This window comes from Shimia abyssi (assembly GCF_003014475.1).
Taxonomy (GTDB): domain Bacteria; phylum Pseudomonadota; class Alphaproteobacteria; order Rhodobacterales; family Rhodobacteraceae; genus Shimia; species Shimia abyssi.
Map to the genome: position 1 here is coordinate 38,355 of NZ_PYGJ01000021.1, position 26,228 is coordinate 64,582.

Genomic DNA, 26,228 nt, shown 5'->3' on the forward strand with positions numbered 1-26,228 from the left:
CAGACATCAATTGAATTGGGCCGCTCCTGATTGGGGCGGCCTTTTTTGTTTGTTTTTGAGGTCTTGGCCAAAACGAGGCTTGCCCAATGCGGGGTGGGCGCGGTTATGATATCGCTATGCAGAAGCTGAAGGCAAAACTGACATCTCTTTATCATGGCGACGCGAAAGGGTCGGTTCAGTTTCGTTATGCGCTGATCCTGTTTGACGTTGTAACGATTGGGTTTTTTGTTGCCACGGCGCATCTGGACCAAGGGCTGTGGCTGAATGCAACCAGCCTGACGGTTGGCTTTATCATTCTGGCGGATTTGCTGGCGCGCCTGTGGGTTGCCGAGGATCCGATTTGGCTGTTGCGCCGGGTCTATACAATTGCGGATATTTTGGTGATTCTATCGCTGTTACTGGATCCGTTTTTGACCAGTAATCTGGCCTTTTTGAGGGTGCTTCGGGGCTTGCGGCTGGTGCATTCTTACCGATTGCTGGACGACATGCGACGCGACAGCCGATTTTTTCGTGAACACGAAGACACGGTGATCGCTACGGTGAACCTGTTGGTGTTTGTGATGGTCACAACGCTGGCGGTTCTGGTGTTTTTTCTGGATCGGGAGGCAACGACGACGCCTTATCTGGATGCGCTTTACTTTACGGTCGCGACGCTGACGACCACGGGGTTTGGCGATATCACGCTGAACACACCTGCAGGCAAGGCGTTTTCGGTGGTCGTCATGGTGGTTGGGGTCACGTTGTTTGTGCAGCTGGCGCGCGCGATATTAAAGCCGAGGAAGGCACAGTGCGAGTGCGCGAAATGTGGGCTGCTGCGGCATGATTTGGATGCGGTACATTGCAAGCATTGTGGTGAGGTAATCCATATCGAAACTGAAGGGCTTTAGCCGCTAAAGACGGTCAACGCAAACAGCAGTGTAACTTCCGTGATTTGTTGCGTTGCACCAAGGACATCGCCGGTTTGGCCACCGATTTTGTTGCGCGCGATAGCGGCGCATGTGACGGCAGTCAGGCCAGCCAATGTCGCGAGCCAGAGCCCGCTGAGCCCCGTTAAGACCAGCGCGCAGAGCACAGCAACGGCCGCAGCGAGGGTTGCTGTTGCGCGCTGCGGGCGCCCTTGGGATTGGCTGAGGCCGGTGTTGCGGGCATTTGGCAGCGCCGACATCAATACAGGCATTGTTGCGCGCGACAGTAGGGCGATGGCGATGAGGCCCCAAAGCCAGTTCTGACTGCTCAGGATGAGGGTGAGCGTCCCCCAGCGTGCCGCGAGTGAAAGGCACATTGCAATAACGCCATACGCGCCGATGTGACTGTCCTTCATAATCTCGAGGCGGCGGGCCGGTTCCCAGCCGCCCCAGAACCCGTCGGCACAATCGGCGAGGCCATCTTCGTGCATGGCCCCACACAGGACGACCGATGCGGAGAGCCAGATCAGTGCCGCGAGAGACGGGGCCAATCCAAGGGCAAGAGCGCCAGCGGTCGGCGCGGCGGCGATTGCGGCTATGGCGACCCCGGCGAGCGGATAGGCCCAGGCAGCGCGCGCGCCACGTGTGAAGTCGGCCCGAACCGGAAGGCGCGAAAGCAATGCGATAGCCGTCAGAATATCGCCGGGACGGATAAGGGCGTCGTTGTTGGACATGGCTGCGTCTTTTTCCTGCCTTGCCGAGCGTTGGCATTCAGGTAAACAGCGATGGACTTGAGAGATCAACAGGAGCTTGGACATGGCCGCTGAATTTTCTACCCTTGAGGCATTTCGAAAAGTGCTGGCAGAGGCGCCCGGGACCGATCAGGATGCCGTGCAGCAAGCCGAAGAACGCAACGGTCAATTGACCAAGCCTCCGGGCGCGTTGGGCCGGTTGGAAGACATGGCGATCTGGTACGCAGGCTGGCGTGGAACGGCGCGGCCCGAAATCGCATCGCCGCAGGTGATCGTGTTTGCCGGGAACCATGGAGTGACGGCACAAGGGGTTTCGGCCTTTCCGGCGGAAGTTACTGAACAAATGGTGCTGAACTTTCAGCATGGCGGTGCGGCGATCAATCAGTTGAGCCGCGCGGCGGGTGCAACGCTGGATGTTCATGCGTTGTCGCTGGAAACGCCCACTGCTGATTTTACGCATGCGCCCGCGATGAGCGAAAAAGAGGTGGTCGCGGCATTGGCAACTGGCTGGAATGCCGTGAAGGCTGACACGGATCTGCTGGTTGTGGGCGAAATGGGCATTGGCAACACGACCTCGGCCGCAGCCATTGCACATGCCCTTTATGGCGGCGCGGCAGATGACTGGGTTGGCCGTGGCACGGGTGTTGACGATGCCGGTTTGGCCAACAAGGCGCGCGTGGTGCGCGAAGGAGTGGCATTGCACGAGGGTGCGGATGCGTTGAACGTGCTGCGCTGTCTTGGTGGACGCGAGTTGGCGGCAATGGCAGGAGCGATTGGGCGTGCGCGCTATCTGCGTATTCCGGTAATATTGGATGGGTTTATCTGTTCTGCGGCTGCGGCGACTTTGGCTGAGGCCGTGCCCGGCGCGCTGGATCACGCCATCGCGGGCCATGCCAGTGCCGAGGCGGCACATGGCGCTGTGTTGGACAGGCTAGGCAAAGAACCCTTGTTGTCGCTGAACATGCGATTGGGCGAAGCCTCGGGCGGGGCGGTGGCGATCAATGTGCTAAAGGCAGCGGTAGCCTGCCATTCGGGCATGGCCACCTTTGCCGAGGCGGGCGTGTCAGACGTCTAAGCGCTTTTTTTGGTGTTTTCTTCGGTCTGAGCGAGAAGCCGGGCTTCAAGCTCGGTTTCCAGCTCTTTCGCGCGTTCGATATAGGCCTTGTTTTTGGCGACGGGGACATCCTCACGCCAAAGTTCGGCAAGCTCTTGAACTGAATAGCGGTCGTGTCGATAGAATATGTGCTCGGCCTGTGCAGCTTCGTATTCTGAAAGGCCGACATTTTCGAGAACGTAGCGACCTGCCCGCAAGGAGCTGTCGAACATTTCGCGGACAATGTCGTTGGCGCCGGCCTGATAGAGGCGGAACACCTGACCGCGGTCATAAGCCCGCGCCACGATGTGCAGGTCAGGGCGCTCGCGTCGTGCATAAGCGACGAGTTTTAGTGATGCCTCGCGATCGTCCATCGCGACAACTAGCACTTTGGCTTCGCCTAATCCTGCGGCGTGCAGCATTTCCGGGCGGGTCGGGTCGCCAAAGAACCCTTTGACCCCAAACTGGCGCATCATTTCTATGGTGCGCATGTCGTGGTCCAGAACCACGGTCTGGAAACCGGCGGATCGCACCAGCCTGTTAACGATCTGACCAAAGCGACCAATTCCGGCTATTATTACTGTGCCGCGCTCGTCAACTTCGTCTTCTTCGTGCTGTTCATCGTCGGTCTGGTCTGACGCGTATTTCGACAATAGATCATAGAGAATAAACAGCGCCGGGGTGATAAGCATTGTCAGGGCCACGACAAGCAAAAGACGCTCGGAGGCCCAGAGCGGTAGCACGTTTTGCTGGGTTGAAAACGAAATCAGTACAAAGCCGAATTCACCGGCCTGAGCAAGGCTGAGCGTGAACAGCATCAGGTTGCGTTTTCGCAGACCGAAGGCTCGACCAAGGAAAAATAGAATAGTTGCCTTGAGTGCAATCAGGCCAACAGCAAGGCCGATGATTTGGCCGGGCGAGCGGGCCAGAACAGCAAAGTCGATCTGTGCGCCAACGGTGATAAAGAACAGGCCGAGCAAGAGGCCCTTGAACGGTTCGATATCGCTTTCAAGTTCATGTCGGAATTCGGAGTTGGCCAGCAACATGCCCGCCAGAAATGTGCCAAGCGCCGGTGACAGGCCGACGAGAATCATGAGAAAGGCAATGCCTACAACGATCAGCAGTGCAAGTGCGGTGTACATCTCAGGCAAACGGGCAGCGTGAATGAAGCGAAAGACCGGGCGGGTGAGATACATACCACCGATAACAATGGCCCCAACAACGCCGATTGTTACCAGCGTCACACCCCATCCGGGCAGACCCTCGACCAGCGACAACGTGTGTTCGCCGTGATGTGCTGCTGTTTCCTTGTGGATTGATCCGTCACTGGCGATCTCAAACAACTCGGGCATGGCAAAAAGCGGCAAGATGGCGAGCATCGGGATGACGGCGATGTCCTGCGTCAAAAGGACTGAAAAAGCCGAGCGCCCACCGCCAGTTTGCATCAGACCCTTTTCCGACAGAGTTTGCAGAACGATGGCGGTGGAGGACAGTGCAAAGATCATACCCACAGCGATGGCCGTATTCAGGTGCATTCCCATCAACATTGCCGCGACGACGACCGCCCCGCCGGTCAGGCCAATTTGTAACCCACCCAGCCCGATCAGCTTGTGTCGCATGGCCCAAAGCGCGCGTGGATCAAGTTCCAGCCCGATCAAAAACAGCATCATCACAACGCCAAATTCCGCCACGTGCAACAGGTCTTCGGTCTCGTTGGAGCCGACGAGGCCGAGAATAGGACCGATAAGGATCCCAGCGGCGAGGTACCCAAGGACCGACCCAAGGCCCAGCCGCGCAGCGATTGGCACTGCGATAACCGCAGTCAGCAGGAAGATTGTCGCCTGATAGAGGATATTTTCCATGTTCTGTCCTGTCCTGACCTTCTAGGTCGGCAATGGTGCGTCGCGCTTGAGTTGGTCCATGACAATTTGGCTTTGCACCCGGCTCACGGCTGAGTGGGGCAAAAGGATTTCATGTATCAAGCGGTTTAATGCATTTAGGTCGCCACAATATACACGTAGCAGGTAATCGGCATCACCTGTTAGCGTCCACGCGCTCACGACTTCGGGGCGCGTGGAGATCAAGGTCGAAAAACTTTGCGCCTGTTCGGGGCCATGGGTGCCAAGCTGAACCTGAACAAATGCCTGTACATGCAGACCAACCTTGTCCGGGTCGAGGCGTGCGGCATACCCTTGGATATACCCTTCGGACTCGAGCCGTTGTCGACGGCGCCCGATCTGGCTGGGCGACAGGTTGAGAATCTCGGACAGTTCCTGAGCTGTGAGATGCGCATTTTTTTGAAGCGCCGAGAGCAGGCGGGTATCTGTTTGATCAAGCACGTGCGTAAACCTTGCGTGTCTTGCGGGAATTTCGCTCACCATACGCATTCTTACAGCGAAACGCACGGCAGTTTGCGGAAAAATAGCGTAGCTGAGCACGTATTTTATCCTTAGCGAACAAAATACAGACATTCCCTTAACAGGAGACGCGATATGGGCCCTTTCCCGCATGATGCGCCACGTGCCGAGATCTCGGATTATAACCCTGCTGGCACGGACGGATTCGAATTTGTTGAATTTGCCCATCCCGAGCCGCAAGAGCTGCGCGATTTGTTCGCGCGTATGGGGTTTGCACATGTAGCAAATCACAAGACCAAGGCGATTGAGTTGTGGCAACAAGGCGATGTGACCTATGTTCTGAATAATGAGCCGGGCAGCTTTGCAATGCGGTTTGTTGACGAGCACGGGCCCTGTGCGCCGTCAATGGGATGGCGAGTTGTTGATGCGCAAAAGGCCTATGACCATGCAGTCTCAAAAGGCGCAGTTCCTTACGACGCGGCGGACAAAACGCTGGATTGGCCTGCGATTGAGGGGATCGGCGGTAGCTTGATCTATTTCACCGATCAGTATTTTGACACATCGCCGTACAATAACGAATTTGATTGGTTGGTGACGTCCAAACCGCAGGGCGATGGGTTTTACTATCTCGATCACCTGACACACAATGTGTTCAAGGGGAACATGGATAAGTGGTTCAAGTTCTACGGCGATCTATTCAATTTTCGCGAGATCCGCTTTTTTGACATCGAAGGAAAATTCACAGGATTGCTGAGTCGAGCGCTGACGTCGCCTTGTGGGAAAATCCGGATTCCGATCAACGAGGATCGCGGCGAAACCGGGCAGATTGTGGCCTACCTCAAGAAATACAAAGGCGAGGGAATTCAGCATATCGCAGTCGGTTCAGACGATATCTATGCATCTACAGACGCAATTGCGGAAAAAGGGCTGAAGTTTATGCCGGGGCCGAATGAAGCCTACTACAAGCTTAGTTACGAGCGTGTCGCAGGCCATGACGAACCCATGGAGCGCATGATGAAGCACGGGATACTGATTGACGGCGAAGGTGTTGTTGATGGTGGTGAGACGAAAATCCTGTTGCAGATATTCTCCAAAACAGTAATCGGCCCGATCTTTTTTGAGTTTATTCAGCGCAAAGGGGATGACGGTTTTGGCGAGGGGAACTTTAAGGCGCTGTTTGAATCGATTGAGCGCGAGCAGATCGAAAACGGCGAGTTGAGTGCTGCGGAATAACAAGCCGGTCCAACCGGAGGGAGGAAGCGCCGTGCAGCCGTTGGTTGCGCGGCGTTTTTGTATGTGGTGGAGCACATTTGTAAAACCGATGGGCCAATTATCGTGTAATCGCCGTGGCGGCCGTTTTAAGGGTGGTCAAGAGATCAGCTCTTAGGCATCTTCAGAACAAAGTTCTTGCCTGACTTAATATAGCGCAATTCCTGTTCGCCAATCGCGGCGACCTTGCCGCCATCGATGCGATCACCCACTTGAACCTTTTTGTAGCGCCCACTGGCCAGCCGGACCAAGGCGCGGCGATTGGAACTCGTTCCGTAGACGCCGATCAGGTTGATCCGGTTGAGATTGATTGCATTCTGGATGGTTGCCTGACGTGCGACCGACGCGGTGGACGGTATTTTGGGGGTAAGCGTCGCTGCCGCAGGTACAGCGACGACTGGCTCAGACGGTTTTGAGCGCTGAGCAAGCTGTGCGATATTAGACGGGCGTTGACGCGGCCGAACGGATGTCAGCACCGCAAGTTCCGTCGCGGTGGTGTCTGCCTCGGCCTCTTCTTTTTCCAAAAGCGGTCGCACGTTGGGCCGCAGGCTTGCCAACTCTTGCCGGGACAAGCCCCCAAGCGTAGCACGTTGATTGCTTTCGATCAGGTCGGTAGGTCGGATTTGCGGGCGAATGGCCGCAATGCGAAGTTCATCATCACGAGACAGCGCACGGCCTTCGGTTTCACTGCGGTCCGGCAGGCTGGGTGGAAGAACAACGGGACGGCCAAGAAATACCATTACACCTTCGGGATTGAGTGTGCCTTGAGCAGACGCTGTCACGACGCCGCGGTCATCAAGGTCAAAAGTGGATCCCGGCGCGACAGGGTTCAACAGGCTCGTCATGGCCTGATCGCTGAGCAGGCTGTCAATGGACGGCAAAGCAACCGCATCAAAGGCGGTTACGACGCGGTCAATTGAAGTGACATAGATGTCTTCGGTGCCTTGCGATGTTGGGGTTTCTGGCGGCAAAGGCGCCAGTTGCCAGATGCCTGTCACTGCATATCTAGCTTCGGCTTCGGTATCAGAAAGCAGTGCAGTCGGCGCGTCATTGGCCAATGCCTCTGCTTCGGCACTGTCTGTGATGTCGGCATTTTCAGAGGGTGTGGTCGCTTCCACATTAAGTGCCTCAGCCTCCGCAAGTGGCTGCACAAGCTCTGATGGCTCCGTTAGTTTGACGACATCGGAATTAGTCTGGCGGGAAGGTTCGTTTTGGAACGCCGTATCAGGTGCAACTGTTGGGATGATGGGCTGATCAGGGACAACCGCAGCCTCAGGTTCGAGCAGCACAATCTGCGAACTGTCATCTTTTTTGAACAACCCTGCAACGCCGTCTTCTAGAAATACAGTTGCCCAGAGCGCAACGGCCGCAAAAAAGATCAGGAGCACAATTGTCATGATCAGCCCGAGATAGCGCGGCTTGCCGCCTATCTGTTGCTCGGAGCGCGCGCCGAAGACCGTCAGTCGCTGTTTTTCGGATGCGGTCTTGTGTTTCGCGTCTTTGGAGGAACCGCCATTTTTCCTCGGCCTTGGCGGGGATTTTGACGCGCCTCTACGGCTAAAGAATGAGCTGTCAGGTATGTCAGTCGGCTCGTCAGAGCTTGCCGGCGGCGCTTCCTCATGGTCCGGGAGGGGACCGGCATCATGTTTCAAACCCGCGGCGACGCGGGCAGGATCAAAGCGAACCGACCGTTCCGCTGTCAGACTGCCAGAGTCGGGTATGTTTGGTGCGTTTGCACCTGTTGAGGTTCGAGTCGTCCCGCTCAAGGATGCGGAGGGCGCCGGGGCGGGTGTGTCGCGCCGGGCGCGAATAGAGGCGAATGAGACAGGTGCCTCGGGAACTGGATCCTCTGCGCGGTCAGCGCGCGTGCTGGCCACTTCGGGCGAAGCATCCGTGTCGGGAACAGGCTTGGCCGGCTCTGTGTTTGATTTCTCAGGTGTTTGCGGTCGTGGCGCGGGCGTTTCGGGTAGGGGGAGCGGCCCGCTGGCGACAATGCTAATTGGCGTCGTGTCAATTTCAATCGGGGTGCCGTTAAGCAGTTTGGTTGCTGTCGCTGTGGGGCCGAAATTTGGTGCTGCTGCGAATGTGTCGGCCGCGGGGATTGCCGTGAAGATAACCGGGTTGAAAGCGTGCTCATTTGCAAATGAGAGCGCTTCGTCCAGCGTCTCGCGTGCGACTGCTGCAACTTGTGTTGTGCGCCCATTCGCAAGCAGGTCGTAGCGCAGTTCATGAGCCTTGTAGGGCGTTGCTTCTTCCAGAGCTTGAACAGCTGCATCGCGACGCTTAGCCTCGCGGATGCGTCCGGTGTCAAGCGACAGGTATTTTATCTGCTCATTAGGGACAACGACGGCTGTGGTGAATAGACCTTGGGCAAGCTCTTCGCCTTGCTGGCGTAGTTTGGCCAATTCACCCGACAGATCCTCTGAATCCAGTGCGACCTCACCCAATAGGTGCCAGCCTTCAGCCACGCGGTAAAGCAGGCTGATCCCTTCAAAAGAAAGCGAAAGCGCAAAATTCGGTTTCATTAGTCGGCTCTAGCATTCGAACGAGGCAGATTGGAGTCTTCTGCGGGCTACGAAGAGATTTATAGCAAGTTATTGCCAATTGGGAAGAAAAAGCCTGTGGGGTGCTGGTCGAAACATGGGTGAGAACTACATGTTGGGGTGTATGCTCCGAAAAAAGGAGGAATTGCATGCGGTTTGGTATGGTGATGGTGTTGCTGATGGCGATGACTGGGACGGCCTATGCAGAGCAGGGCCGAATAACAATGAATGGAACTGGAACGGTGTATGCCGAACCGGATATGGCTGTGGTGACGGTAGGTGCGACGCATCAGGCCAAGTCGGCCAAGGCCGCCATGGATCAGGTGAGCGGGACGGTGGAGAAGATCCTCGTGACATTGTCTGCATCCGGAGTTGAGCCGCGGGATATGCAGACCAGCGGTATCCGGCTTGATCCAGTGCGGGATCACCGCAGTTATGATGACGGTGGGCCAAGGTTGGTTGGGTTCAGTGCGTCCAACCAAGTCAGCGTTCGCGTGCGGGATCTGGATAATCTGGGCGAAATTCTTGGGGATCTGGTGGCCGTTGGGGCCAATGATGTGAACGGTGTCAGATTTGATGTGCGCGAGCCGCGCAATATGCAGGATGAGGCACGTAAACTGGCTGTGGTTGACGCGCGTGCCAAGGCTGAGCTGTATGCAGAGGCCGCAGGGGTTCGTCTGGGCAGGATCGTGTCAATTTCCGAGAGCGGTGGCAGCAGGCCACGCCCTGAGATGATGCGTGCCGCATCAATGGCAGATTCTGCGGCCGTACCGGTTGCGGCAGGCGAACTGGCGTTGGAAGCGCAGGTACAGATTGTTTGGGAATTGGCCGAGTAGTCGGCGAGTAGTGGGGCGTGGATCAGCCTCGCCCCACTGAACTTAAAGATCAGGAATGCGCTGTGTTCAGCGCCTGATCAAGATCTGCGATCAAGTCTTCTGAGTTTTCGATCCCAATTGAAATGCGCACGACATTTGGCCCCGCTCCCGCGGCCTCTTGCTGCTCTGGTGTCAATTGGCGATGAGTTGTGGAGGCTGAGTGGATCACCAGCGACCGCGCGTCGCCCAGGTTGGCTACGTGGCTGAAGATTTCGAGGCTATCCACAAACTTCACGCAGGCCTCATAGCCACCTTTTAGGGCAACGGTGAACAAGCCACCGGCGCCTTTGGGGCACACTTTGGCGACGCGCTCGTAATACGGAGATGAGGGCAGGCCCGCGTAGGTAACGTAGTCCACCAGATCGTGAGACTCGAGCCAGCCCGCGACGGTTTTGGCGTTTTCCACGTGGCGCTCCATACGCAGCGACAGAGTTTCGATGCCCATCAGCGTATAATGTGCGGCTTGGGGATTCATGGTCATGCCAAGGTCGCGCAGGCCAATGGCGATGCCGTGGAATGTGAACGCAAGTGGACCGAACGTTTCGTGGAATTTGAGGCCGTGATAGGCAGGTTCTGCTTCGCTGAGCGACGGGAATTTATCATTCGCGGACCAGTCGAATTTGCCGGAATCCACGATGCAGCCACCGGTGACAGTGCCGTTGCCGGTCAGGTACTTTGTTGTGGAGTGCACAACCAGCGTCGCGCCGAGGCTAATGGGGTTACACAGGTACGGTGTGGCCGAGGTATTGTCGACGATCAGCGGGACACCCGCACCATCGGCGATACCAGCGAGCGCTTCGATATCTGTGATGTAGCCACCTGGATTGGCAATGGATTCGCAGAACACCACGCGCGTGTTTTCATCAATGGCGTCTTTGACGGCGTCGAGATCGTCGGTGTCGACAAATTTTGCCGACCAGCCAAACCGTTTTATGGTCTGGCTGAACTGGGTAACGGTGCCGCCATATAGCCGGGTCGAGGCCACAACGTTGCATCCCGGCTGCATCAACGGGAACAGGGCCATGATTTGCGCCGCGTGCCCTGAGGAACAGCAGACTGCGCCAACGCCGCCTTCGAGCGTTGCGATGCGTTCTTGCAGCACGGCGACGGTTGGATTGGTTAGGCGGGAATAGATGTAGCCAACTTCCTGAAGGTTGAAGAGGGCGGCGGCGTGCTCTGCATCGCGGAACACATACGCGGTGGATTGATAGATGGGGGTCTGGCGTGCGCCAGTGGCCGGATCTGGCCGCGCTCCTGCGTGAATTTGTAGTGTGTCAAAGCCGTATGTGGGGCCGTCGGACATATGGAAACCTCCTCTGAAAAATGTGTTGGACACAGTGTTAGGGGCAGGCAGGGCAGGGTGCAACGGCCTGAGAGGTGGTTTCCACCATAAATGTCAGTAGGCGTGTGGACGTCCGTCCCAGGTTTCAAAGCAACCTGTGGTGTCGAGCGAAAGTATTTCAAAACGTTCGCTGAGACCATTGGCAGCTTCTTTAACCGAGATGTCGGCCTGTTCGCCGCCCATGTCAGTGCGGACCCAACCGGGGTGGTAGATTCCCACAGCGATGCCGATATGGTGCAAGTCAGCAGCGAGGTTTCGGCCCAGATTAAGCGCAGCTGCCTTGGATGAGCGGTATATGTATGATCCCCCCGGTGCGCGTTCCTGTGACGCCATTTGCGACGAAATGATCGCGATGCGGGGCACGTGGCCAAGTTGCAGATTGGGCAAGAGTGCCTGAACCGTCAGGAACACGCCTGTGACGTTCGCGGCAAAGGACGCCGCCCACATGTCGGCTGGGTAGCCATCGGCAAGGTTCTGTCCCCTGTCGAGGTAGACACCCGCATTGCAGACCAAAAGGTCAATCGGGCGGCTGTCTAAACGCTGTGCCAGCTGTGACTGGCTGGCGAAATCGGTGACGTCGAGTTGCTCGAATTCACCACCGGCGCGCGATGTGCCGGTAACGTCGTACCCTTTGGCACGCAGTGTCTGATCAAGGGCTTGGCCAATGCCACGATTGGCGCCGGTGATAAGTGCGTGCATTAGGAGTGTCCTGTCAGTTGGTTTTACGACCGATGTTGAAGGGGAGAGGGGCGACGGGCACGCCGTCTTCGATAAGGGCTTTTGCTTCGTCCAGCTTGGCTTCGCCGTAGATCGATCGTTCGGGTGCGGTGCCTTCGTGCATGGCTCGGGCCTCGGAGGCAAAATCTTTGCCGACATAGTCGGAGTTTTCCTGAACCTTGCGGCGTATGTCGGCCAGCGCCTGTTCGGTGGGGCTGGCTGGGGCAGAAAGGGGGCGATCGGCTGGCGCTTGCGCGGCTTGCTCTGTATCGGGACGTTTTGCGGCGGCATTCCGTGCTGGTCGCACGCGCGGTGCCATCATGGCTTTTGCGATGTCGCCATTACCGCAGATCGCACAGACGACCATTCCGGCCTTGTGCAGTTTTTCATACGCGTCCGCAGACTGAAACCAGCTGTCAAACCGGTGGTCGTTGGCGCATTTGAGAGTGTAGTTGATCATACGAAGTCTTAACCTTGTTGCCGCCCGTTATGGCGGCATGGCTTGGGTGTATCAAGTTAATCCCGGTGACAGACGTGTTCAAGCGCGACTAGCGCAGCAATTGCGCATCAAAGCGGCGAATGATCTTGGCAAGTTCGGTGTTTTCGATACGCGCGGCGGCCCTTTTCGGGCGCAGCCATTTGCGTTTGCGCTGTCCTCGCTCTGGAAAGCTGTTGGCGAGTTTGCGCACTTCGATCGGGAACAGCAGCACGGTGCAAATTTTTGTGCGGCCGTTTTTGCGTAGTTTGGGGTAGGAATAGACGCCTATACAGTGCTTTGAGGCCGTGCCTCGCACGCCGGCTTCCTCCCATGCTTCGGTGGCGGCAGCCTTGTGCGGTTTTAATGCGGTAATGGGCCAGCCTTTGGGGACAATCCAACGATGCGTACGCCGTGATGTGATTAGAAGAACCTGTGTTTTGCCATCTACAATGCGAAAAGGCACGGCCCCGTATTGCAGGTGTTTGCCGTTCTTTTTTCCAGCCGCCTTAATCATGGCGGCGATATCGGCGGGATGTTGCAAACCCATAGGTGAGCCCCGTCTGGTTAACTGCTCTTTTCACTAGTCTAGCAAGTGGGGGGCGCAGTTGAAAGTGCGTCCCTCAATATTCACCCGGAGCGTTTCACCTAGGACAAGGCCATTGCACGAGTTTGAAAGGCGACAAATGCCTGAGCCACACCCTGTGCAGAGAGGCGCAGCAGGCGTTCGCCATCCTCAGGGGTGGCAAGCGCAGAGTGAGAGCCGACCCGCCCGTCGGGAAACTGGGCGCGGTGTTGATCCGTAGGGCCGTGGCGGTCACCGCTGTGATCGCGAATATACTCGGCGCTGAGGGGTGCAGGCGGAGAGGCCGCCTCGTTTTCAGGCAGGACACCTTGCAGATGTTGAGTGATGGCAACTTCGGAGGGTGTGGCGTGCATGCCTTCCCAACTGCCATAGAGGTTTTGGCGCAGGGCGTTTACCTCGTCTGGTTCCCACCAGCTGAGGATGTGCATCCGGGCTTCGTTTTCTGATGCAATGGCGCGCAACGGTTCGAGATTTGCGCCATGACCGTTGACGACAAAGACCCCGACGAACCCTTGGTCCAGCAATCCGCTCACGATCTCGCGCGCCATTGCTTCGAACAGCGTGGGCGAGAGGGACACGGTGCCGGGAAACCCGGTGTTGAAGGGGGCGGGTGTGTAGGCAAGGGGCGGCGCAACAATTGCGTTGCAGAGATGCGCAGTCTCCAATGCGACCGCTTCAGCACAGGTGGTGTCAGTGCCAATACGCCCCATCGGTCCATGCTGTTCTGTTGAGCCAGTGGGCAGAATAACAGCCGCCCGCTGATCGATGCGGTCCTGAACCTGATACCAGGTCATATCTGCAAGCTTCATTGTTTTGCGACACGCCCCTAAAAGGAATGGTTTAAGCGCCACTTGTGCACCAGAACTTTGTTCAGGGCCAAGTGAATCTTGCGCCGCTGACCATTTGTCTGGTGGCCGATGGATTCCAGACGAAAGCGTTTGGTAAAAAGAAAACGCCCGGCCGTTGACAAGACCGGGCGTTGCTGTCGTTAGTGATTGGTGGGATTAAAGGCCCCACTTTTCCTTGTTTGCGTCAAAGAATCCTTGAGCAGTTTTCACCTTGACCCAATTGTTCACGTAGTTGATCCAAACCTGATCGGTTTGCGGAAGCAACATTGCAATTGGAGAAGGCGAACGCGGTCCCGCGTTTTTCACACGTACAATGGGGAATTTGGCTTCGAGTGTTGACCCCTCGATGTTTGAGGTGATGAAGACATCCGCGCGACCGGCGAGAACTTCTTGAAAACCGCGCGCCGGGGCTTCGACGACTTTGATATCGGCGTTGGGGAACCATTCGCGCACGTATTTCTCGAAAGTTGTGCCAAGTGTTGTCGCCACTCTGACGCCGGGCTGGTTGATCGAGTCATACCCGTCAAAATCGTTGAACTGTTCCTTTGTCGTGAAGGGGAAAAGTTCGACCGAGATATAGCTTTCGGAAAAGCCTGCGACCTTCATTCTTGCAGGGGAGATCGACGCAGAACCGGTCATGTGGTATTTGCCGGCAACAACACCATTTACGAGTGTTTTCCAGTCGGTTGGTACGAACTCAACTTCAACGCCGAGGTCAGAGGCCAGCTCGGTCATAATGTCGATATCGAACCCCTTGTAGCTGTTGGTGGCCGGATCGCGTAGCGACATCGGATTCCAATCGCCGGTTGTGCCTACCTTGAGAACCCCAGTGTCCAGTATCTCGTTCAAGGCGGATTGGGCATGCGCTGCACCAGTTAGCGCTAGGCTAACCGCTGCAACTGCGGCGACTTTCATCAGGTTTCTCATCATGTGCTCCGTGTTGGTATTCTTGTGATTGATCGCTGCCATATTGGCCTTGATTTAAAAGTTAAGACAAGAATAACCTCACGAACTGACCTAACCGTGAAGCAATCAGGGACTGGAGAGCGAATGTCACAGGCCGCGATCGAGATGATCGGCGTGAACAAATGGTTCGACACATTTCACGTTCTCAAAAATATCGACCTGAAGGTTGGCAGCGGCGAAAAGGTAGTGATTTGCGGGCCGTCCGGGTCGGGTAAGTCCACAGTCGTGCGATGCATTAACAAACTGGAAAAACATCAAGAAGGAATCATTCGTCTGGGTGGGGTCGAATTGACAAATGATCCAAAGTCAGTGGAAGCGATCCGTTCAGAAGTTGGAATGGTTTTCCAGCAATTCAATCTGTTTCCGCATCTGAGTGTGTTAGAAAATCTGACCCTTGGACCCATAAAAGCAAGGGGTTTGAGCCGCAAGGACGCAGAAGAACGAGCGCGCCACTACCTTGAGCGCGTCCGCATCCCAGATCAGGCGGACAAGCGTCCCGCGCAGCTTTCTGGTGGACAACAACAACGTGTGGCTATTGCCAGATCATTGTGTATGGAACCCAAAGTGTTGCTGTTTGATGAACCGACATCGGCACTTGACCCAGAGATGATTTCTGAAGTGTTGGACGTAATGGTTTCCTTGGCAGAGGATGGCATGACCATGGTAGTTGTCACGCACGAGATGGGCTTTGCCCGCAAGGTGGCCGACAAAATGGTGTTCATGGATGCAGGCGAGATTGTCGAACAGGGCCCACCTGAACATTTTTTCACCAAACCAAAATCAGAACGTTGCCGGACTTTCCTGTCTCAGATCTTGCAGCATTGAGGGCAGATTCATGAAAAGAACCGTCTTTATGTTGTTGCCGTTATTGGTTTTGGCGGGCTGTTCTTCCTCATCTACGTGGGGCTGGTATGTGATTGATCCGAGGTCCGAGACTGGATGGATCAATGTGAAGTTCCTGTTGTCGGGTATGGGCGATACCATCCTGATTTCAGTGATTGCCGCCGTGATTTCGATTGCTTTGGGGCTGCTGGTTGCCTTGCCCGGTCTGTCGACCAAGCGTGGTTGGCGCATCGTGAACAGGGTTTATGTAGAACTTGTCCGGTCCATTCCGTTGCTGCCCATGTTGTTTTGGGTGTTTTATGGGCTGCCGATCATTTTCCGCTCAATGGGAATTAACGTTCCCATCGACCCGTTCTGGGGCGCGATTATCACCTTGGCCTTGTCTGATAGCGCGTTCACCGCCGAGATTTATCGTGCTGGCATTCAGTCGATTGCCAAAGGGCAAAGTGAGGCCGCCCAGACTGTGGGTCTGAACTACTTTCAGACCATGCGTTATGTGATCTTGCCTCAGGCGATCCGGCGCATTCTGCCGCCTCTGGCAAACCAGTTTATCTATATCGTCAAGATGAGCGCTTTTGCGTCGGTGATTGGGATGCAGGAGCTGACCCGGCGGGCAAATGAGCTGGTGGTCACCGAATACCGACCGCTGGAAATTTATACTCTGCTAGTACTGGAATATCTGGTCCTTGTGTTGATCATCAGCGCCGGTGTTCGTTGGTTAGAGCGAAGGATGGGGGCCGATGAGCGCCAATAAGGAGCCGAATATGGACTGGAATAGATTCATGGCCGAAGCCGAGGCCGACATAGACTCGTTTTCTAAAGAGGTGCCTGAAACGGTCAAAGGTTTTGGTGTAATGGGCAAGGCGGCCAAGGCCAATGGCGCGCTTAGCGAAAAAACCAAAGAATTCATGGCGTTGGGAATTGCCATTGCGACCCGGTGTGAGAGTTGCATCGGGTTTCACATGCGCTCTTTGGTGCGGCTGGGGGCCACCCGCGAGGAGGTGTGCGAGGCTCTGGCCATGGCAACCTATATGGGTGGTGGACCGTCCTACGCCTATAGCGCAAAGGCACTTAAAGCATTTGACACGTTCTCTCAGTAGACGCCGGAATGGTTGGCCGGGCAGAGGCTCTCTGTTGTCTAGAGTATCTTAAAAAAACGGGCAGAAGTCTGCGCCTCTGCCCAATTGTTTTTGCGTAATTATTCCGCCGCTTGAGTATCGCCAGATTTCTCGCGCAGCCCATCACGGTAAAGTGCCTTGCCTAACGAAATGCACATGAGCCCCATAACCATTGTAAAGGGCAATGCGCCGATGATCATGGCATTGCGCAGCGCATCCATCGGGTTGTTGTCGCCCGCGGCCATCAATAGCGCACCGATGACAGCCGTGAGGATGACGCCCCAGATGATCTTGTGTTTGTTGCCAACTTCCTGATCGCCGCCAGACATGATTGTGTTCATGACGAGAATACCGGAGTCAGCTGACGTGACGAGGAAGGTCATAATCAACACAACACACATGATGGTGATTGCCGATAAGAACCCGCCTGAGATCATCTCGCCCAAGGTCACAAAGAGCTTGGCTGTGTTTGACGCACCAATAATGGTGCCTTCGGCGCCACCTGTCAGTTCTAGGTCAATCGCAGTGCCGCCCAATATGGTCATCCAGGCAAAACAAACCAGCGCAGGCGCGAAGACACAACCGACGATAAACTCACGCACCGTGCGACCACGCGAGATACGCGCGAGGAAGAGGCCAACAAACGGTGAGAATGCAATCCACCAGGCCCAGTAAAACGTTGTCCAACCAGCTTGCCAGCCGAATTGTCGCCCCTGCTCTCCGGCTGCGTAGGCGGCTTGAAGAACTTCGTCGGGCAACGCCGCCGCGTCCCCTTCTAGACCTGAACGGAATCCGTCAAACGACCCCCAAGCATTTGTCGCACCACCTCGCAACGCATCCGCAAATGGAGCAGCCTCTGCGGGCAGTCCGGCGGCGAAATCAGCCGCCGCTTGCGGGCTATATGCCGCAAAGCTGAGCGACAGAAAGTTCAGGATATAATCAACCATCGCAGAGGCATAAGTTGTCATCGCGAACAGGAACGACCCGAATACCACGAAGGTCATAAGCAGGATCAGGGACAGCACCAAATTGAGGTTTGAGAGGTATTTCACACCACGTCCCACACCAGATACCGCCGAAATGATCGAAAGACCCATAATAACCACAAGCCCGGATATCAGGCCAACAGTACCTGGAGCGGGTGTGTCACCCGACATATCCATCATCCAGTCCATGCCCGTGATCGCATAAAGGCCATCGATGAACTGGGAAACGCCATAACCGATGGTTACGGAAACACCGAGAATGGTTGCGACTACTCCTAGAACATCAACGATGTGCCCAAGTATGCCATTCATCAGCTTGCCAAAGAGCGGCGTCAGTGCTGAGCGAATGGTCAGCGGCATGCCACGCGTGTACGCATAATAGGCAAGCGACAGCCCCGTAACCACATAGATTGCCCAAGCGTGGAATCCATAGTGCAGATATGTGTAGCGGTATGCCGGCTTCAATGCGCCTTCGGTATTTGGCTCCACGCTGCCCGCAAGCACCATAGGGTTGGATCCCCAAAGGCCGAGTGGTTCTGCCGTGGCAAACACCATGAGGCCGACACCAAGACCTGCGCCGAACATCATGGAAAACCAAGAAAAGTTGGAAAACTCTATGCCCTCTCCCGGGCGACCCATGACGCGCCGTCCGGTTTGAGGAAGAACCGCGACAACCAGCAAAAAGAAGAAAAACAAACCAACGATGATGATGTAAAAAGAGTTAAAACCTTCGAGCAGACGCCAGTTCAGGCTGCCCAGAACTCCGTTTGCGTTTGCGGGAAATATTAGCGCCCAAAGGACAAGTCCGACCATTATCGCCTTGCTGAGCAAGGCAATTTCGAGACTGTGTCCCTTGTAGAAACCGGACGCAGCTCGCTGCACCTCGACTTCGGTAAAGGGTGGTTTAACTGACATTTACTCTTCTCCCTTTCAGTCAATCAAGGATGCTTGTGTGCTGAGAATTAGAGATCGGCTTGCACATCCTCGTATCTTTGTAGACCATTTGCGACATAATGTCGCAAAAACGTGATCGACTGGGCGAAACCGGGTTTTGCAACGAGAGCGTAAGCGCTTGCCTTCGGCGAATTCGGTTTGAATTCGTGTTTACGAGCGCATTGGACGTGAACGAAATCTACATCATTACAACAGCGGATCGCGGGCCAAATATTCGGTGCTCCTAAATCCGATATTTTGTACCATCACGGCCTTGACCTCTCAAAGCCGATGAAATATCACGAAATTCCACTGAGCGGGCGTTGTGTAGTGGTAAGACCTTAGCCTTCCAAGCTAAAAATGTGAGTTTCCATGTGTGCTCAGAGGTTGACAACTATCAGAAAATAAATGATTAATTTTGGCATGCCATGCCAATAAATGCCATGTATTTCCTTCCGTTTCCGACAAAAAGCCGACAAAATGCCGAAGCTCACCGAAACATATGCTAAGAAGCTCCCACACTCTCTGGCGGGCACTCAGAAGTACTGGGACAAGGAGATCAAAGGGCTGGTGCTCTTTGTTGGGAAAAGGTCAAAGACTTGGTATTTCCAGAAAGACGTGGGTGGGCAGACTAAACGAGTTCTGATTGGCCGCTATCCAGTTATCTCTTCTCATGCCGCCCGACAGACAGCTCTGGAATTGGCGCTAGAGATGGGGCGGGGGGCAGGCAAGGTGGCACAAGTAGGTGCACCTTCTCTGGAAATTGCTATGGAGGTTTATCTGGCGCGCCCAAAACTTCGCTCGGATCAATATAAACACGGCGTTCGAGCTTATATGGAAAACCAACTGAGAGACTGGTTGAGGTTGCCTCTCGACGAGATCAGCAAATCCATGGTGGTTCGACGCCATCAGGAACTAGCGTCAAAACCATCAACTGCGAACCACTCTCTTCGGTATTTTAGATCAATCTACAATCATGCTCGAAGAACACATGATCTACCCGAGTGTCCAACGATGGCGGTGGAGTGGTATGAAGAAAAACCTGATGGCCGAGTCATTTTAGACTTAATGGACTGGCGTCGAGCAGTAGATTTTCTAGGCAATCCAATTCACAAAGTCTTTTATGAATTTCTTTTGTTCACAGGGCTTCGGAAATCTGAGGCGCTGACGCTTGAATGGAAGAACGTTTTGGACGACCGTATTCACCTTCCGATGACAAAAAACGGACGCAGTTTCGATCTTCCTATCAACCAAGTACACCATGAAATTCTGGCTCCACTTAAACCGCACAGCCGGACTTGGATTTTCCCGTCGCTCAAGTCAGCCTCCGGTCACATAACTGGACCAGAAAAGATGCAATGGAGCCCGCACACGCACAGGCGGACTTTTGCGACGGTAGCCTTGGAAGCTGGGATAATGGAGGAAATTGTAGGTCGGCTTTTGAACCATACACCATTGTCGATTACAGGTCAGCGGTACGCAATACCGTCGCTTGAGGCGCTCGCGCCAGCGATGCAGACGGTTTGCTCAGAGTTGTTGGCGCGTCAGAAGATGTAGCCCCGATTTTGGCGTCAGGTCAGATACTTCGAAGGATTTATTGACTTCGAATGAACTTGATGTCGGTTTGCTCAGGCAAGTATTAACTACGACATGCCACTTTTGCATTCAAAGTCGCTTTTCTGTCTGTTTTTAGCACAGTCAATTATAATGCGGCGCAAGACTGTTTTGAGTCCATACAAGCGGATGGCGAGAGATGCGCGAATGTCTGACATCGCGGTAGATGTTGCTATCAGTTAGTGAAATTATGCTACACAATTGAAACCTAAGCGACCTATCAGCGGTTGCTCTTCAGAGCAATTCGCAACGTCTTTGTTAGGATTTAGTCCCGATGCGGAGAATAATATGACGAAAGATCCTTTTGGTGCGCTTGGCCTGTCCAAAAACGCCACGGCTGACGAGATAAAATAGGCTTACCACAAGATTGCGCGAGTTAATCATCCCGATTTAAATCCGGGTGATCCGGCTGCCGAATTGCGGTTCAAGGATGCAGGCCGGGCATATGACTTACTCAATGACCCCGAGCAGCGCCGCAAGTTCGACGCGGGAGAAATTGATGCCGCTGGAGCCGAACAAGCCCCACGTGGCTACTACCGAGACGAGGCACGCAGACCGGAAAACCCGTATGCTCAAAGCAACTCCGCATCCGGTGGCGATCCGTTTGGACAAGGTTTTGACGCAGATTATTTTTTCGCCAATTTCGCCCGTAGCCGTACTTCAGGGCAAGGAGACAATTATAGCCGAGCAGCACCCGGCGATTGGCCAGGGCAAGACACACAATACCGCCTTGCCGTACCATTTCTGGACGCGGTAAGAGGTGCGAAGACACGGATCACAATGCCAGATGGGAAAACACTAGCGGTATCAATCCCCGAAGGGGCGCGTGACGGACAAACCCTGCGATTGCGCGGTAAAGGTGAACCGGGATTTGGCGCGGGTCCGCCGGGGGACGCGTTTATCGTTCTGGACGTTACGCCTAACCCTGATTTCCAGCGCGAGGGCGACGATATTGTGGTTTCCTTACCTATCTCGATTGACGAAGCCATCCTTGGTGGCAAGGTTCCGGTAAACACCGTGAAAGGTACTGCGAACGTAACGGTGTCTGCTGGTGCAAGTTCTGGGCAGGTGCTTCGGCTTAAGGGGCGTGGAGTCAAAGCCCGCAAGCCTCGTGGACTGACATCCATGACGTCACACAACCGGTGGGTGGGAAAGCTGTTACGGTGTTCCTCGATGAACCTAAACCTCATGGCTTTTGGCTCGCGAAGAACTGCGTTGCCTTTCTTAGGATCTCCCTCTCCTCCTTGAGAATACGGTTCTCACGTCGAAGCCGATCATTCTCTTGGGCTAAGCTCAAATCCTCTTTCGACACCACGTCTGTGTCTCTGTGTGCAGTGATCCACTTGTTCAGCGTCGACATGCCAACACCAAGGTCATCAGCAACCTGTTTGCGCGTCAGCCCACTGGTCAGCGCTATTCGCATCGCATCCCGTCGAAATTCATTTGTCGTTTCAGTCCCATTGTCAGTCTCCTTTGCTGCAATAAATGCTATCAAAGGAGCGGCATCAAACCGGGACAGGTCCAAAGCTGCGAGAAGATCGGAAAGATGCTGTTGGCCCCAATGACGAATGGGCGATGGATTTTGTGCACGATCAGCTGGCCACAGGGCGCAAGATACGCATTTTGACGGTGGTTGACACCTTCTCACGGTACGTGCCGGTTTTGGATGCGCGGTTCAGCTACAAGGGCGAAGATGTTGTTTCCACGCTGGACCGAGTGTGCCGTCAGATCGGCTATCCCAAGACGATTCGGGTTGATAATGGCAGCAAATTTATCTCTCGTGACATGGATTTGTGGGCGTACCAACGGAACGTCACGCTGGACTTTTCCCGCCCCGGAAAGCCGACAGACAACGCCTACATCGAGGCCTTTAATGGTAGGCTCCGCGCAGAATGCCTTAACGCTCATTGGTTCATGGGGCTTGAAGATACCGCCGAAAAGTTAGAGGCTTGGCGTAGAGACTACAACGAAGAACGACCGCATAGTGCCATCGGCAATAAGGTTCCGGCGGCACTGATGAAATTACCGGACGTATCCAGCCCGTCTGTGTGATCAAAGTGCGGAAAATCTTGCCCTGACCGGGGACACTTTGGGTAGCACAGCAGTTTGAATACATCGAGCTGTTCTACAATCCCAAGCGCAAGCACACGAACAACGGCATGCTGTCGCCCGTTGACTTCGAAGACAGACAGGTCAAACTGAAAAAGGCAGGTGTCTAGGAAAATAGGGGCACCTCAAAACGAATATCTGCTTAAAGTACACATGCCGCTGCAGGACCTCCAAAATATATGCTCAATTCATCAAATGGAAACTGCTTGGTGCAACACCGGCCCAGCGCTTGAAGGCCGTTGAGAATGCGGCTTGATCAGCATAGCCGAGCGAAAAAGCGATTTCGGCCAGTCTCATTCCATCCTTCATGAAGGTCTTGCTCAGATCAAATCTGAGCTCGTCAACGATATCTCTAAAACTGGTCCCCTCTTCCTTCAATCTGCGAGCAAATGTTCTCGCGCTCATACCTACACTTGCTGCGATTTCATCTGCTGACAGCATCCTGGCAGGGAGCGCGGCAGTTAGAAGCCGCTCGACTTTTGATCTCAGAGACTGTTTCAGGCTTCCCCTCTCTGCAAGAAGCCGTTCGCCATATTCGGTTAAGTGCTCTCGTAAACGCAGATCGTACGTGGGTATAGGCAGGTCCAAAACGGGTAGAGGCAGGATCATTTCCAATGTCTCAGCTCCAAACACCACAGAAAAACCTGCAACCTTTTGAAAGTCCGAACGAGAGTTTCTGACTTCGTGATCAAATCGAATTTCAATCGGGTAGAAATCTGATTGGGTGATTGCCCGCATTCTCGACAAAACACCAAACATCAGGAACTCGGTGTGCCGGTGGTATTTGGCGTAACTGGCGTCCTTCCAGCTGACTTCGAAGGCAGCAAAGTTGCTTGAAATCCTCAATTCGTACCGGATCGCTGGGTCAACAATCTCGTGAAACCTTGCTGTATTCTCGATAGCTGCCCTTAGATCTTTGGAATACTTGCTGATGTAACCGGTCAGGCTGTTTGATTCTCGCCAACTAAGTCCGGCTCGGGCACCAAAAGTAAGATCACCGAGCAATTCGCAAGCTTCTCGAACAAATTTGGCTTCTTTTTCGTAGTCGACATCCTTCGAGGTGAGAGCCACATCTTTTCGCGTCAGCCCACTCTTCTTTAATACCCCGCCGACAACATCTGTTTGAGCGCCTGAATGCTCCAGCGTTTTAACCAGGTGCACAAGCCTGGAAACATCAACTTCCATGTGAGCCTCAAAATTCGTTATGTGTTGTTGGTACATTAAGACTGGCAGGAAATCAAAAGATGACGACAATGCTTGTCCGGGCGCCGGCACAAGACAAAAAATATCTAAGCATTGTGTGTCGTCGTGTAGCTAGTGATAATTGTATTCCACTCGATGGCTTGGATATCCTCGGCTGGCAGGCCGCCATATCCCTCGACATCCACGCCGGGAACAAAGTGCAGTTTGATTTTCATATAGTCGACATCCCGCACGCGCTGCCAGAAAGCGTGCAGTGTTTTCTCATAGGATATCCGTGCCAGTCACGTAGCCTCTTCGGATCGATCCTTTGATCTGAGGTAGCGGTTTTTTCCAATCAGGTAGTTTTTTGCAAACCAGGGAGAGTATTCAGTCTCCAGGAAATGTTCCAACCTGTCGGAGTGTTCCGTCGAAACCAAATCAACGTTTGGCCTACGCTCTACATCCCAGCCAATCATAAACAACTGGGATAATTTCAGCGCTAGTTTTTTGATGTCCAACGGGCGTCGAATAGCAAACACATTACCAACTACTTCTCTGGTGGATAATCCGGAGATCAACCCACCCTCCTTTTCCACATCAGGACTGATCATCAAGTCATCTGGAACAAACTCATAAATCAATTTTGGTCCAGTTGCATAAAGCGGTACCCTTGACCTGAACATCGTCAAATCATGGTGAACGATCAAACCACCGGGTTTCATCAAGGGAAGAACCGCTAGAGTGTCGATTGTTGGCCATGGATTTAGGTGACATGCGTCAATGAAACATAGATCAATCTGCTCTCGTTCATAATACCGCCAAAGGTCCAACGAAATGTGTCCTGTGAACAGTTTGACCTTCGTCTTGTTCCTTTCAGGAACCTCGTCCAAAAGGTATCCAGTGTATTTGTCTGGATCACCGTAGAACTTCTCAGCCAAGTCGAAGCTACGTATGTTCGAGCCACCATACTGCTCGGTCATCATTTGTAACATCGAAGTCGAAAGGCCGCTTGCGCATCCAATCTCGGCAACGGTTCTTGGCTTGTGCTGCAGTAGTAGTTGTTCAAGAAATACAAGATCTCTACCATCCAGCGCTCCCATTTTTGGAGTCCATCGGGTGTTGAACCACTCAATCATGTCCGAAGTAATCAATCTCAAGACGTTAAATATCCTACCAGAACTTAAGCCGACATTCCCCAAGTGGAACGCCTTGTCCTGGATGATGTTGCAATTCGGCGCCTCGATCAAGCCCCCGGATCGAGATGTCCCGCGGTTCGGGCATCTGACGCGTGAACTGAGTGCGATTTCTGGTCACGACGGTGGGGTTGTTCCGGAATTTGGTCTGATCGATACCCGTTTGGACGGACCGGTCGAGCCGCTTTCCCCGCGGTTTTGCCGCTGAGGTCCTCATCCGGGAACCGGCGGCGCACGCAGCCGATGGATGGCCGCGAGTATGCGGGTGAACAGATCACCGCTGACAGCCACCTCGGCCAGTTGGAACGTGATGGCACTGGCATCTTGTTCAGCTACCTGATGTTTGATTGCCAATTCTTCTTCTTTAGTTAAAGCAGAGCCATCTAGTATTTCTGTTTCCCGAGCTTCCGAGAGTTCGCCTAACCGACCGCGCAACATTCCGGGCGTATCATAGTCCTCTGGGTATGGACCTGTCCCGCTTTTGTGCCGCTCCGAGTGCTCGTTTAAGCCACCTTTCTTTCGAAGGCGACCGGGCTTTTCCAACCGAGTGCTGCGTGTCGACGTCGCGGGTTAGCTGCCCAGGCTGAGACGGGATTGCTCTTTGATATGTGCCAACGTCACCTTATCAGACCGCTGTCTGCGGCTGGCAGGTCGGCTGCGATACGCCCGCAAACCGCGCGGGCTGACAGCCATGACCCGACACATCAGTTCAATGGAAAATGCAGATCGGTGTTCTTCGATAAACTTAAACCTCACGGCTTTTGGCTCGCAAAGAACACCGTGGCCTTCATCGGGGAAACGCCCCACTGGGGCCTTTCCTAATCCTCTTCAGTTTAACACTTCCCTTTCCTCCTTGAGAATGCGGTTCTCACGTCGAAGCCGGTCATTCTCTTGGGCGAGGCTTAAATCCTCTTTCGATATCAGGTCAGTGTCTCCCCTCTCATGCATGTAAACATGCATTGCCAGGCAATGGATGCGCGGTGATCCACTTGTTCAGCGTCGACATCCCGGCACCTAGATCATCAGCCACCTGTTTCCGCGTCAGCCCGCTGGTCAGTGCAATCCGTACCGCATCCTGGCGGAATTCGTCCGTCCGTTTCAGTCCCATAGTTCATCTCCTTTGCTGCAATAAATGCTATCAAAGGAGCGGCATCAAACCGGGACAGGTCCAAGTCGGCTCTGGTAAAAACAACAAACACCGCTGGCTCTTTTAGGTTCAACAGTTCGCCTGCAAAGGCTTCAGATACCTTTCGGTCATCCACAGAGGGATAATCTGCCAAATCGGTCGCCAGTGTTGATCCGCTCTCGCGGAAGATTGCCCACCCTTTGAGGCGTCCAAATACTGACTCGATTGCGGACACCATTTGACATGAAGACAGCTTGTGATACTTGTTCAGTGCCTCCACAGCATCCAAGTATGGATCGCCCGACAATTTCGAAAAAACGTGTCGTGAAAACCCTTTTGAGATGATTTCAAAGGCTGACTTCATAGTAACCTCTTCGCGCCAGATTTTCGTTGGTT

Annotated in this window: 25 protein-coding genes and 4 pseudogenes; 11 read left to right on the top strand and 18 right to left on the bottom strand. The window is 54.3% G+C overall.

Annotated features, from left to right (window positions below):
* The first annotated feature begins 116 nt into the window (after positions 1 to 116).
* The gene (locus CLV88_RS20790; RefSeq protein WP_106610352.1) at positions 117 to 887 is read left to right on the top strand and encodes a potassium channel family protein; all 771 of its coding nucleotides are present in this window, start codon (positions 117 to 119) and stop codon (positions 885 to 887) included.
* Here the strand turns inward: CLV88_RS20790 and CLV88_RS20795 are convergent.
* Positions 884 to 1,639 (bottom strand): adenosylcobinamide-GDP ribazoletransferase, encoded by a 756-nt coding sequence (locus CLV88_RS20795; protein WP_106610334.1) that lies wholly within the window; start codon positions 1,637 to 1,639, stop codon positions 884 to 886. The two genes, CLV88_RS20790 and CLV88_RS20795, sit on opposite strands and share 4 nt — an antisense overlap.
* An 82-nt stretch (positions 1,640 to 1,721) precedes the next feature.
* Between CLV88_RS20795 and cobT the strand changes: the two genes are divergently transcribed.
* Positions 1,722 to 2,732: a nicotinate-nucleotide--dimethylbenzimidazole phosphoribosyltransferase gene (gene cobT / locus CLV88_RS20800; RefSeq protein ID WP_106610335.1), complete on the top strand. Its 1,011-nt coding sequence runs from the start codon at positions 1,722 to 1,724 to the stop codon at positions 2,730 to 2,732.
* Here the strand turns inward: cobT and CLV88_RS20805 are convergent.
* A complete protein-coding gene (locus tag CLV88_RS20805; RefSeq protein ID WP_106610336.1) occupies positions 2,729 to 4,612 on the bottom strand; it encodes a cation:proton antiporter domain-containing protein in 1,884 nt (627 codons plus the stop codon). The genes cobT and CLV88_RS20805 overlap by 4 nt on opposite strands.
* A gap of 21 nt (positions 4,613 to 4,633) precedes the next feature.
* The gene (locus CLV88_RS20810) at positions 4,634 to 5,089 is read right to left on the bottom strand and encodes an Lrp/AsnC family transcriptional regulator (RefSeq protein WP_106610353.1); all 456 of its coding nucleotides are present in this window, start codon (positions 5,087 to 5,089) and stop codon (positions 4,634 to 4,636) included.
* Between the two features lie 153 nt (positions 5,090 to 5,242).
* Between CLV88_RS20810 and hppD the strand changes: the two genes are divergently transcribed.
* Positions 5,243 to 6,340, top strand: a complete 1,098-nt coding sequence (hppD, locus tag CLV88_RS20815) for a 4-hydroxyphenylpyruvate dioxygenase (RefSeq protein WP_106610337.1) — start codon at positions 5,243 to 5,245, stop codon at positions 6,338 to 6,340.
* A 143-nt stretch (positions 6,341 to 6,483) separates the two neighbouring features.
* On the opposite strand, the gene CLV88_RS20820 is transcribed toward hppD, so the two are convergent.
* On the bottom strand, positions 6,484 to 8,901 hold the full coding sequence (locus CLV88_RS20820) for a hypothetical protein (protein ID WP_106610338.1): 2,418 nt from the start codon (positions 8,899 to 8,901) through the stop codon (positions 6,484 to 6,486).
* A gap of 167 nt (positions 8,902 to 9,068) precedes the next feature.
* Between CLV88_RS20820 and CLV88_RS20825 the strand changes: the two genes are divergently transcribed.
* Positions 9,069 to 9,755, top strand: a complete 687-nt coding sequence (locus CLV88_RS20825; protein ID WP_106610339.1) for an SIMPL domain-containing protein — start codon at positions 9,069 to 9,071, stop codon at positions 9,753 to 9,755.
* A 49-nt stretch (positions 9,756 to 9,804) separates the two neighbouring features.
* Here the strand turns inward: CLV88_RS20825 and CLV88_RS20830 are convergent, their stop codons facing one another.
* The 6 genes from CLV88_RS20830 to CLV88_RS20855 form a co-directional block, all read right to left on the bottom strand.
* Positions 9,805 to 11,097 (bottom strand): O-acetylhomoserine aminocarboxypropyltransferase/cysteine synthase family protein, encoded by a 1,293-nt coding sequence (locus CLV88_RS20830; protein WP_106610340.1) that lies wholly within the window; start codon positions 11,095 to 11,097, stop codon positions 9,805 to 9,807.
* Between the two features lie 93 nt (positions 11,098 to 11,190).
* Positions 11,191 to 11,835, bottom strand: coding sequence for an SDR family NAD(P)-dependent oxidoreductase (locus CLV88_RS20835; protein WP_106610341.1), 645 nt, complete (start codon positions 11,833 to 11,835; stop codon positions 11,191 to 11,193).
* Positions 11,836 to 11,848: 13 nt separating this feature from the next.
* On the bottom strand, positions 11,849 to 12,313 hold the full coding sequence (locus CLV88_RS20840; protein ID WP_106610342.1) for a DUF1178 family protein: 465 nt from the start codon (positions 12,311 to 12,313) through the stop codon (positions 11,849 to 11,851).
* Positions 12,314 to 12,401: 88 nt separating this feature from the next.
* Entirely contained in the window at positions 12,402 to 12,878 is a 477-nt protein-coding gene (locus CLV88_RS20845) for an NUDIX hydrolase (protein ID WP_243403751.1), read from the bottom strand.
* 98 nt (positions 12,879 to 12,976) lie between these two features.
* Complete coding sequence (locus CLV88_RS20850) at positions 12,977 to 13,723, bottom strand: creatininase family protein (protein WP_106610343.1); 747 nt, start codon at positions 13,721 to 13,723, stop codon at positions 12,977 to 12,979.
* Between the two features lie 195 nt (positions 13,724 to 13,918).
* Positions 13,919 to 14,689: a transporter substrate-binding domain-containing protein gene (locus CLV88_RS20855; RefSeq protein ID WP_106610355.1), complete on the bottom strand. Its 771-nt coding sequence runs from the start codon at positions 14,687 to 14,689 to the stop codon at positions 13,919 to 13,921.
* 123 nt (positions 14,690 to 14,812) lie between these two features.
* Here CLV88_RS20855 and CLV88_RS20860 point away from each other — a divergent pair, with 123 nt between their 5' ends.
* The 3 genes from CLV88_RS20860 to CLV88_RS20870 are packed head-to-tail and all read left to right on the top strand — an operon-like array spanning position 14,813 to position 16,671.
* The gene (locus tag CLV88_RS20860; RefSeq protein WP_106610344.1) at positions 14,813 to 15,553 is read left to right on the top strand and encodes an amino acid ABC transporter ATP-binding protein; all 741 of its coding nucleotides are present in this window, start codon (positions 14,813 to 14,815) and stop codon (positions 15,551 to 15,553) included.
* A 10-nt stretch (positions 15,554 to 15,563) separates the two neighbouring features.
* Positions 15,564 to 16,325, top strand: coding sequence for an amino acid ABC transporter permease (locus CLV88_RS20865; RefSeq protein ID WP_106610345.1), 762 nt, complete (start codon positions 15,564 to 15,566; stop codon positions 16,323 to 16,325).
* A gap of 10 nt (positions 16,326 to 16,335) precedes the next feature.
* Positions 16,336 to 16,671: a carboxymuconolactone decarboxylase family protein gene (locus tag CLV88_RS20870; protein WP_106610346.1), complete on the top strand. Its 336-nt coding sequence runs from the start codon at positions 16,336 to 16,338 to the stop codon at positions 16,669 to 16,671.
* 98 nt (positions 16,672 to 16,769) lie between these two features.
* On the opposite strand, the gene CLV88_RS20875 is transcribed toward CLV88_RS20870, so the two are convergent.
* On the bottom strand, positions 16,770 to 18,590 hold the full coding sequence (locus tag CLV88_RS20875; RefSeq protein ID WP_106610347.1) for a BCCT family transporter: 1,821 nt from the start codon (positions 18,588 to 18,590) through the stop codon (positions 16,770 to 16,772).
* A 498-nt stretch (positions 18,591 to 19,088) separates the two neighbouring features.
* On the opposite strand from CLV88_RS20875, the gene CLV88_RS20880 reads away from it, so the two are divergent.
* Together CLV88_RS20880 and CLV88_RS20885 are read left to right on the top strand one after the other, a co-directional pair.
* Entirely contained in the window at positions 19,089 to 20,165 is a 1,077-nt protein-coding gene (locus CLV88_RS20880) for a tyrosine-type recombinase/integrase (RefSeq protein WP_106610356.1), read from the top strand.
* A gap of 423 nt (positions 20,166 to 20,588) precedes the next feature.
* A pseudogene (locus tag CLV88_RS20885) lies at positions 20,589 to 21,275 on the top strand (DnaJ C-terminal domain-containing protein); the annotation flags it as partial.
* A gap of 20 nt (positions 21,276 to 21,295) precedes the next feature.
* Here CLV88_RS20885 and CLV88_RS20890 read toward each other — a convergent pair.
* Positions 21,296 to 21,645 (bottom strand): annotated as a pseudogene (locus CLV88_RS20890) (transposase); the annotation flags it as partial.
* A 101-nt stretch (positions 21,646 to 21,746) separates the two neighbouring features.
* Here CLV88_RS20890 and CLV88_RS20895 point away from each other — a divergent pair.
* Positions 21,747 to 22,274 (top strand): annotated as a pseudogene (locus CLV88_RS20895) (integrase core domain-containing protein); the annotation flags it as partial.
* Positions 22,275 to 22,514: 240 nt separating this feature from the next.
* On the opposite strand, the gene CLV88_RS20900 reads toward CLV88_RS20895, so the two are convergent.
* The 3 genes from CLV88_RS20900 to CLV88_RS20905 all read right to left on the bottom strand — a co-directional run bounded on the left by CLV88_RS20900 (position 22,515) and on the right by CLV88_RS20905 (position 24,613).
* Positions 22,515 to 23,516, bottom strand: coding sequence for a helix-turn-helix domain-containing protein (locus CLV88_RS20900; protein ID WP_106610357.1), 1,002 nt, complete (start codon positions 23,514 to 23,516; stop codon positions 22,515 to 22,517).
* Between the two features lie 104 nt (positions 23,517 to 23,620).
* The gene (locus CLV88_RS23640; protein ID WP_279338370.1) at positions 23,621 to 23,749 is read right to left on the bottom strand and encodes a hypothetical protein; all 129 of its coding nucleotides are present in this window, start codon (positions 23,747 to 23,749) and stop codon (positions 23,621 to 23,623) included.
* 66 nt (positions 23,750 to 23,815) lie between these two features.
* Entirely contained in the window at positions 23,816 to 24,613 is a 798-nt protein-coding gene (locus CLV88_RS20905; protein WP_165798968.1) for a class I SAM-dependent methyltransferase, read from the bottom strand.
* Between the two features lie 34 nt (positions 24,614 to 24,647).
* Here CLV88_RS20905 and CLV88_RS20910 point away from each other — a divergent pair, with 34 nt between their 5' ends.
* The gene (locus CLV88_RS20910) at positions 24,648 to 24,914 is read left to right on the top strand and encodes a hypothetical protein (protein WP_106610349.1); all 267 of its coding nucleotides are present in this window, start codon (positions 24,648 to 24,650) and stop codon (positions 24,912 to 24,914) included.
* Positions 24,915 to 24,919: 5 nt separating this feature from the next.
* On the opposite strand, the gene CLV88_RS23645 is transcribed toward CLV88_RS20910, so the two are convergent.
* The 3 genes and pseudogenes from CLV88_RS23645 to CLV88_RS22895 all read right to left on the bottom strand — a co-directional run.
* On the bottom strand, positions 24,920 to 25,144 hold the full coding sequence (locus CLV88_RS23645) for a hypothetical protein (RefSeq protein ID WP_106610350.1): 225 nt from the start codon (positions 25,142 to 25,144) through the stop codon (positions 24,920 to 24,922).
* A 135-nt stretch (positions 25,145 to 25,279) separates the two neighbouring features.
* Positions 25,280 to 25,814: pseudogene (locus CLV88_RS23210) on the bottom strand (transposase); the annotation flags it as partial.
* Positions 25,729 to 26,228, bottom strand: a 500-nt coding sequence (locus CLV88_RS22895; protein WP_423827749.1) for a hypothetical protein, incomplete at its 5' end; no start/stop codon positions are given. The gene CLV88_RS22895 and the pseudogene CLV88_RS23210, both read right to left, overlap by 86 nt.

Bases quoted from the DNA above. Each gene is read 5' to 3' on its own strand.
- CLV88_RS20790 (WP_106610352.1), top strand. From the start codon at position 117: ATGCAGAAGCTGAAGGCAAAACTGACATCTCTTTATCATGGCGACGCG.
- CLV88_RS20795 (WP_106610334.1), bottom strand. From the start codon at position 1,639: ATGTCCAACAACGACGCCCTTATCCGTCCCGGCGATATTCTGACGGCT.
- cobT (WP_106610335.1), top strand. From the start codon at position 1,722: ATGGCCGCTGAATTTTCTACCCTTGAGGCATTTCGAAAAGTGCTGGCA.
- CLV88_RS20805 (WP_106610336.1), bottom strand. From the start codon at position 4,612: ATGGAAAATATCCTCTATCAGGCGACAATCTTCCTGCTGACTGCGGTT.
- hppD (WP_106610337.1), top strand. From the start codon at position 5,243: ATGGGCCCTTTCCCGCATGATGCGCCACGTGCCGAGATCTCGGATTAT.
- CLV88_RS20820 (WP_106610338.1), bottom strand. From the start codon at position 8,901: ATGAAACCGAATTTTGCGCTTTCGCTTTCTTTTGAAGGGATCAGCCTG.
- CLV88_RS20825 (WP_106610339.1), top strand. From the start codon at position 9,069: ATGCGGTTTGGTATGGTGATGGTGTTGCTGATGGCGATGACTGGGACG.
- CLV88_RS20830 (WP_106610340.1), bottom strand. From the start codon at position 11,097: ATGTCCGACGGCCCCACATACGGCTTTGACACACTACAAATTCACGCA.
- CLV88_RS20835 (WP_106610341.1), bottom strand. From the start codon at position 11,835: ATGCACGCACTTATCACCGGCGCCAATCGTGGCATTGGCCAAGCCCTT.
- CLV88_RS20840 (WP_106610342.1), bottom strand. From the start codon at position 12,313: ATGATCAACTACACTCTCAAATGCGCCAACGACCACCGGTTTGACAGC.
- CLV88_RS20845 (WP_243403751.1), bottom strand. From the start codon at position 12,878: ATGGGTTTGCAACATCCCGCCGATATCGCCGCCATGATTAAGGCGGCT.
- CLV88_RS20850 (WP_106610343.1), bottom strand. From the start codon at position 13,723: ATGAAGCTTGCAGATATGACCTGGTATCAGGTTCAGGACCGCATCGAT.
- CLV88_RS20855 (WP_106610355.1), bottom strand. From the start codon at position 14,689: ATGAGAAACCTGATGAAAGTCGCCGCAGTTGCAGCGGTTAGCCTAGCG.
- CLV88_RS20860 (WP_106610344.1), top strand. From the start codon at position 14,813: ATGTCACAGGCCGCGATCGAGATGATCGGCGTGAACAAATGGTTCGAC.
- CLV88_RS20865 (WP_106610345.1), top strand. From the start codon at position 15,564: ATGAAAAGAACCGTCTTTATGTTGTTGCCGTTATTGGTTTTGGCGGGC.
- CLV88_RS20870 (WP_106610346.1), top strand. From the start codon at position 16,336: ATGGACTGGAATAGATTCATGGCCGAAGCCGAGGCCGACATAGACTCG.
- CLV88_RS20875 (WP_106610347.1), bottom strand. From the start codon at position 18,590: ATGTCAGTTAAACCACCCTTTACCGAAGTCGAGGTGCAGCGAGCTGCG.
- CLV88_RS20880 (WP_106610356.1), top strand. From the start codon at position 19,089: ATGCCGAAGCTCACCGAAACATATGCTAAGAAGCTCCCACACTCTCTG.
- CLV88_RS20900 (WP_106610357.1), bottom strand. From the start codon at position 23,516: ATGGAAGTTGATGTTTCCAGGCTTGTGCACCTGGTTAAAACGCTGGAG.
- CLV88_RS23640 (WP_279338370.1), bottom strand. From the start codon at position 23,749: ATGAAAATCAAACTGCACTTTGTTCCCGGCGTGGATGTCGAGGGATAT.
- CLV88_RS20905 (WP_165798968.1), bottom strand. From the start codon at position 24,613: ATGGGAGCGCTGGATGGTAGAGATCTTGTATTTCTTGAACAACTACTA.
- CLV88_RS20910 (WP_106610349.1), top strand. From the start codon at position 24,648: ATGTCCGAAGTAATCAATCTCAAGACGTTAAATATCCTACCAGAACTT.
- CLV88_RS23645 (WP_106610350.1), bottom strand. From the start codon at position 25,144: ATGTTGCGCGGTCGGTTAGGCGAACTCTCGGAAGCTCGGGAAACAGAA.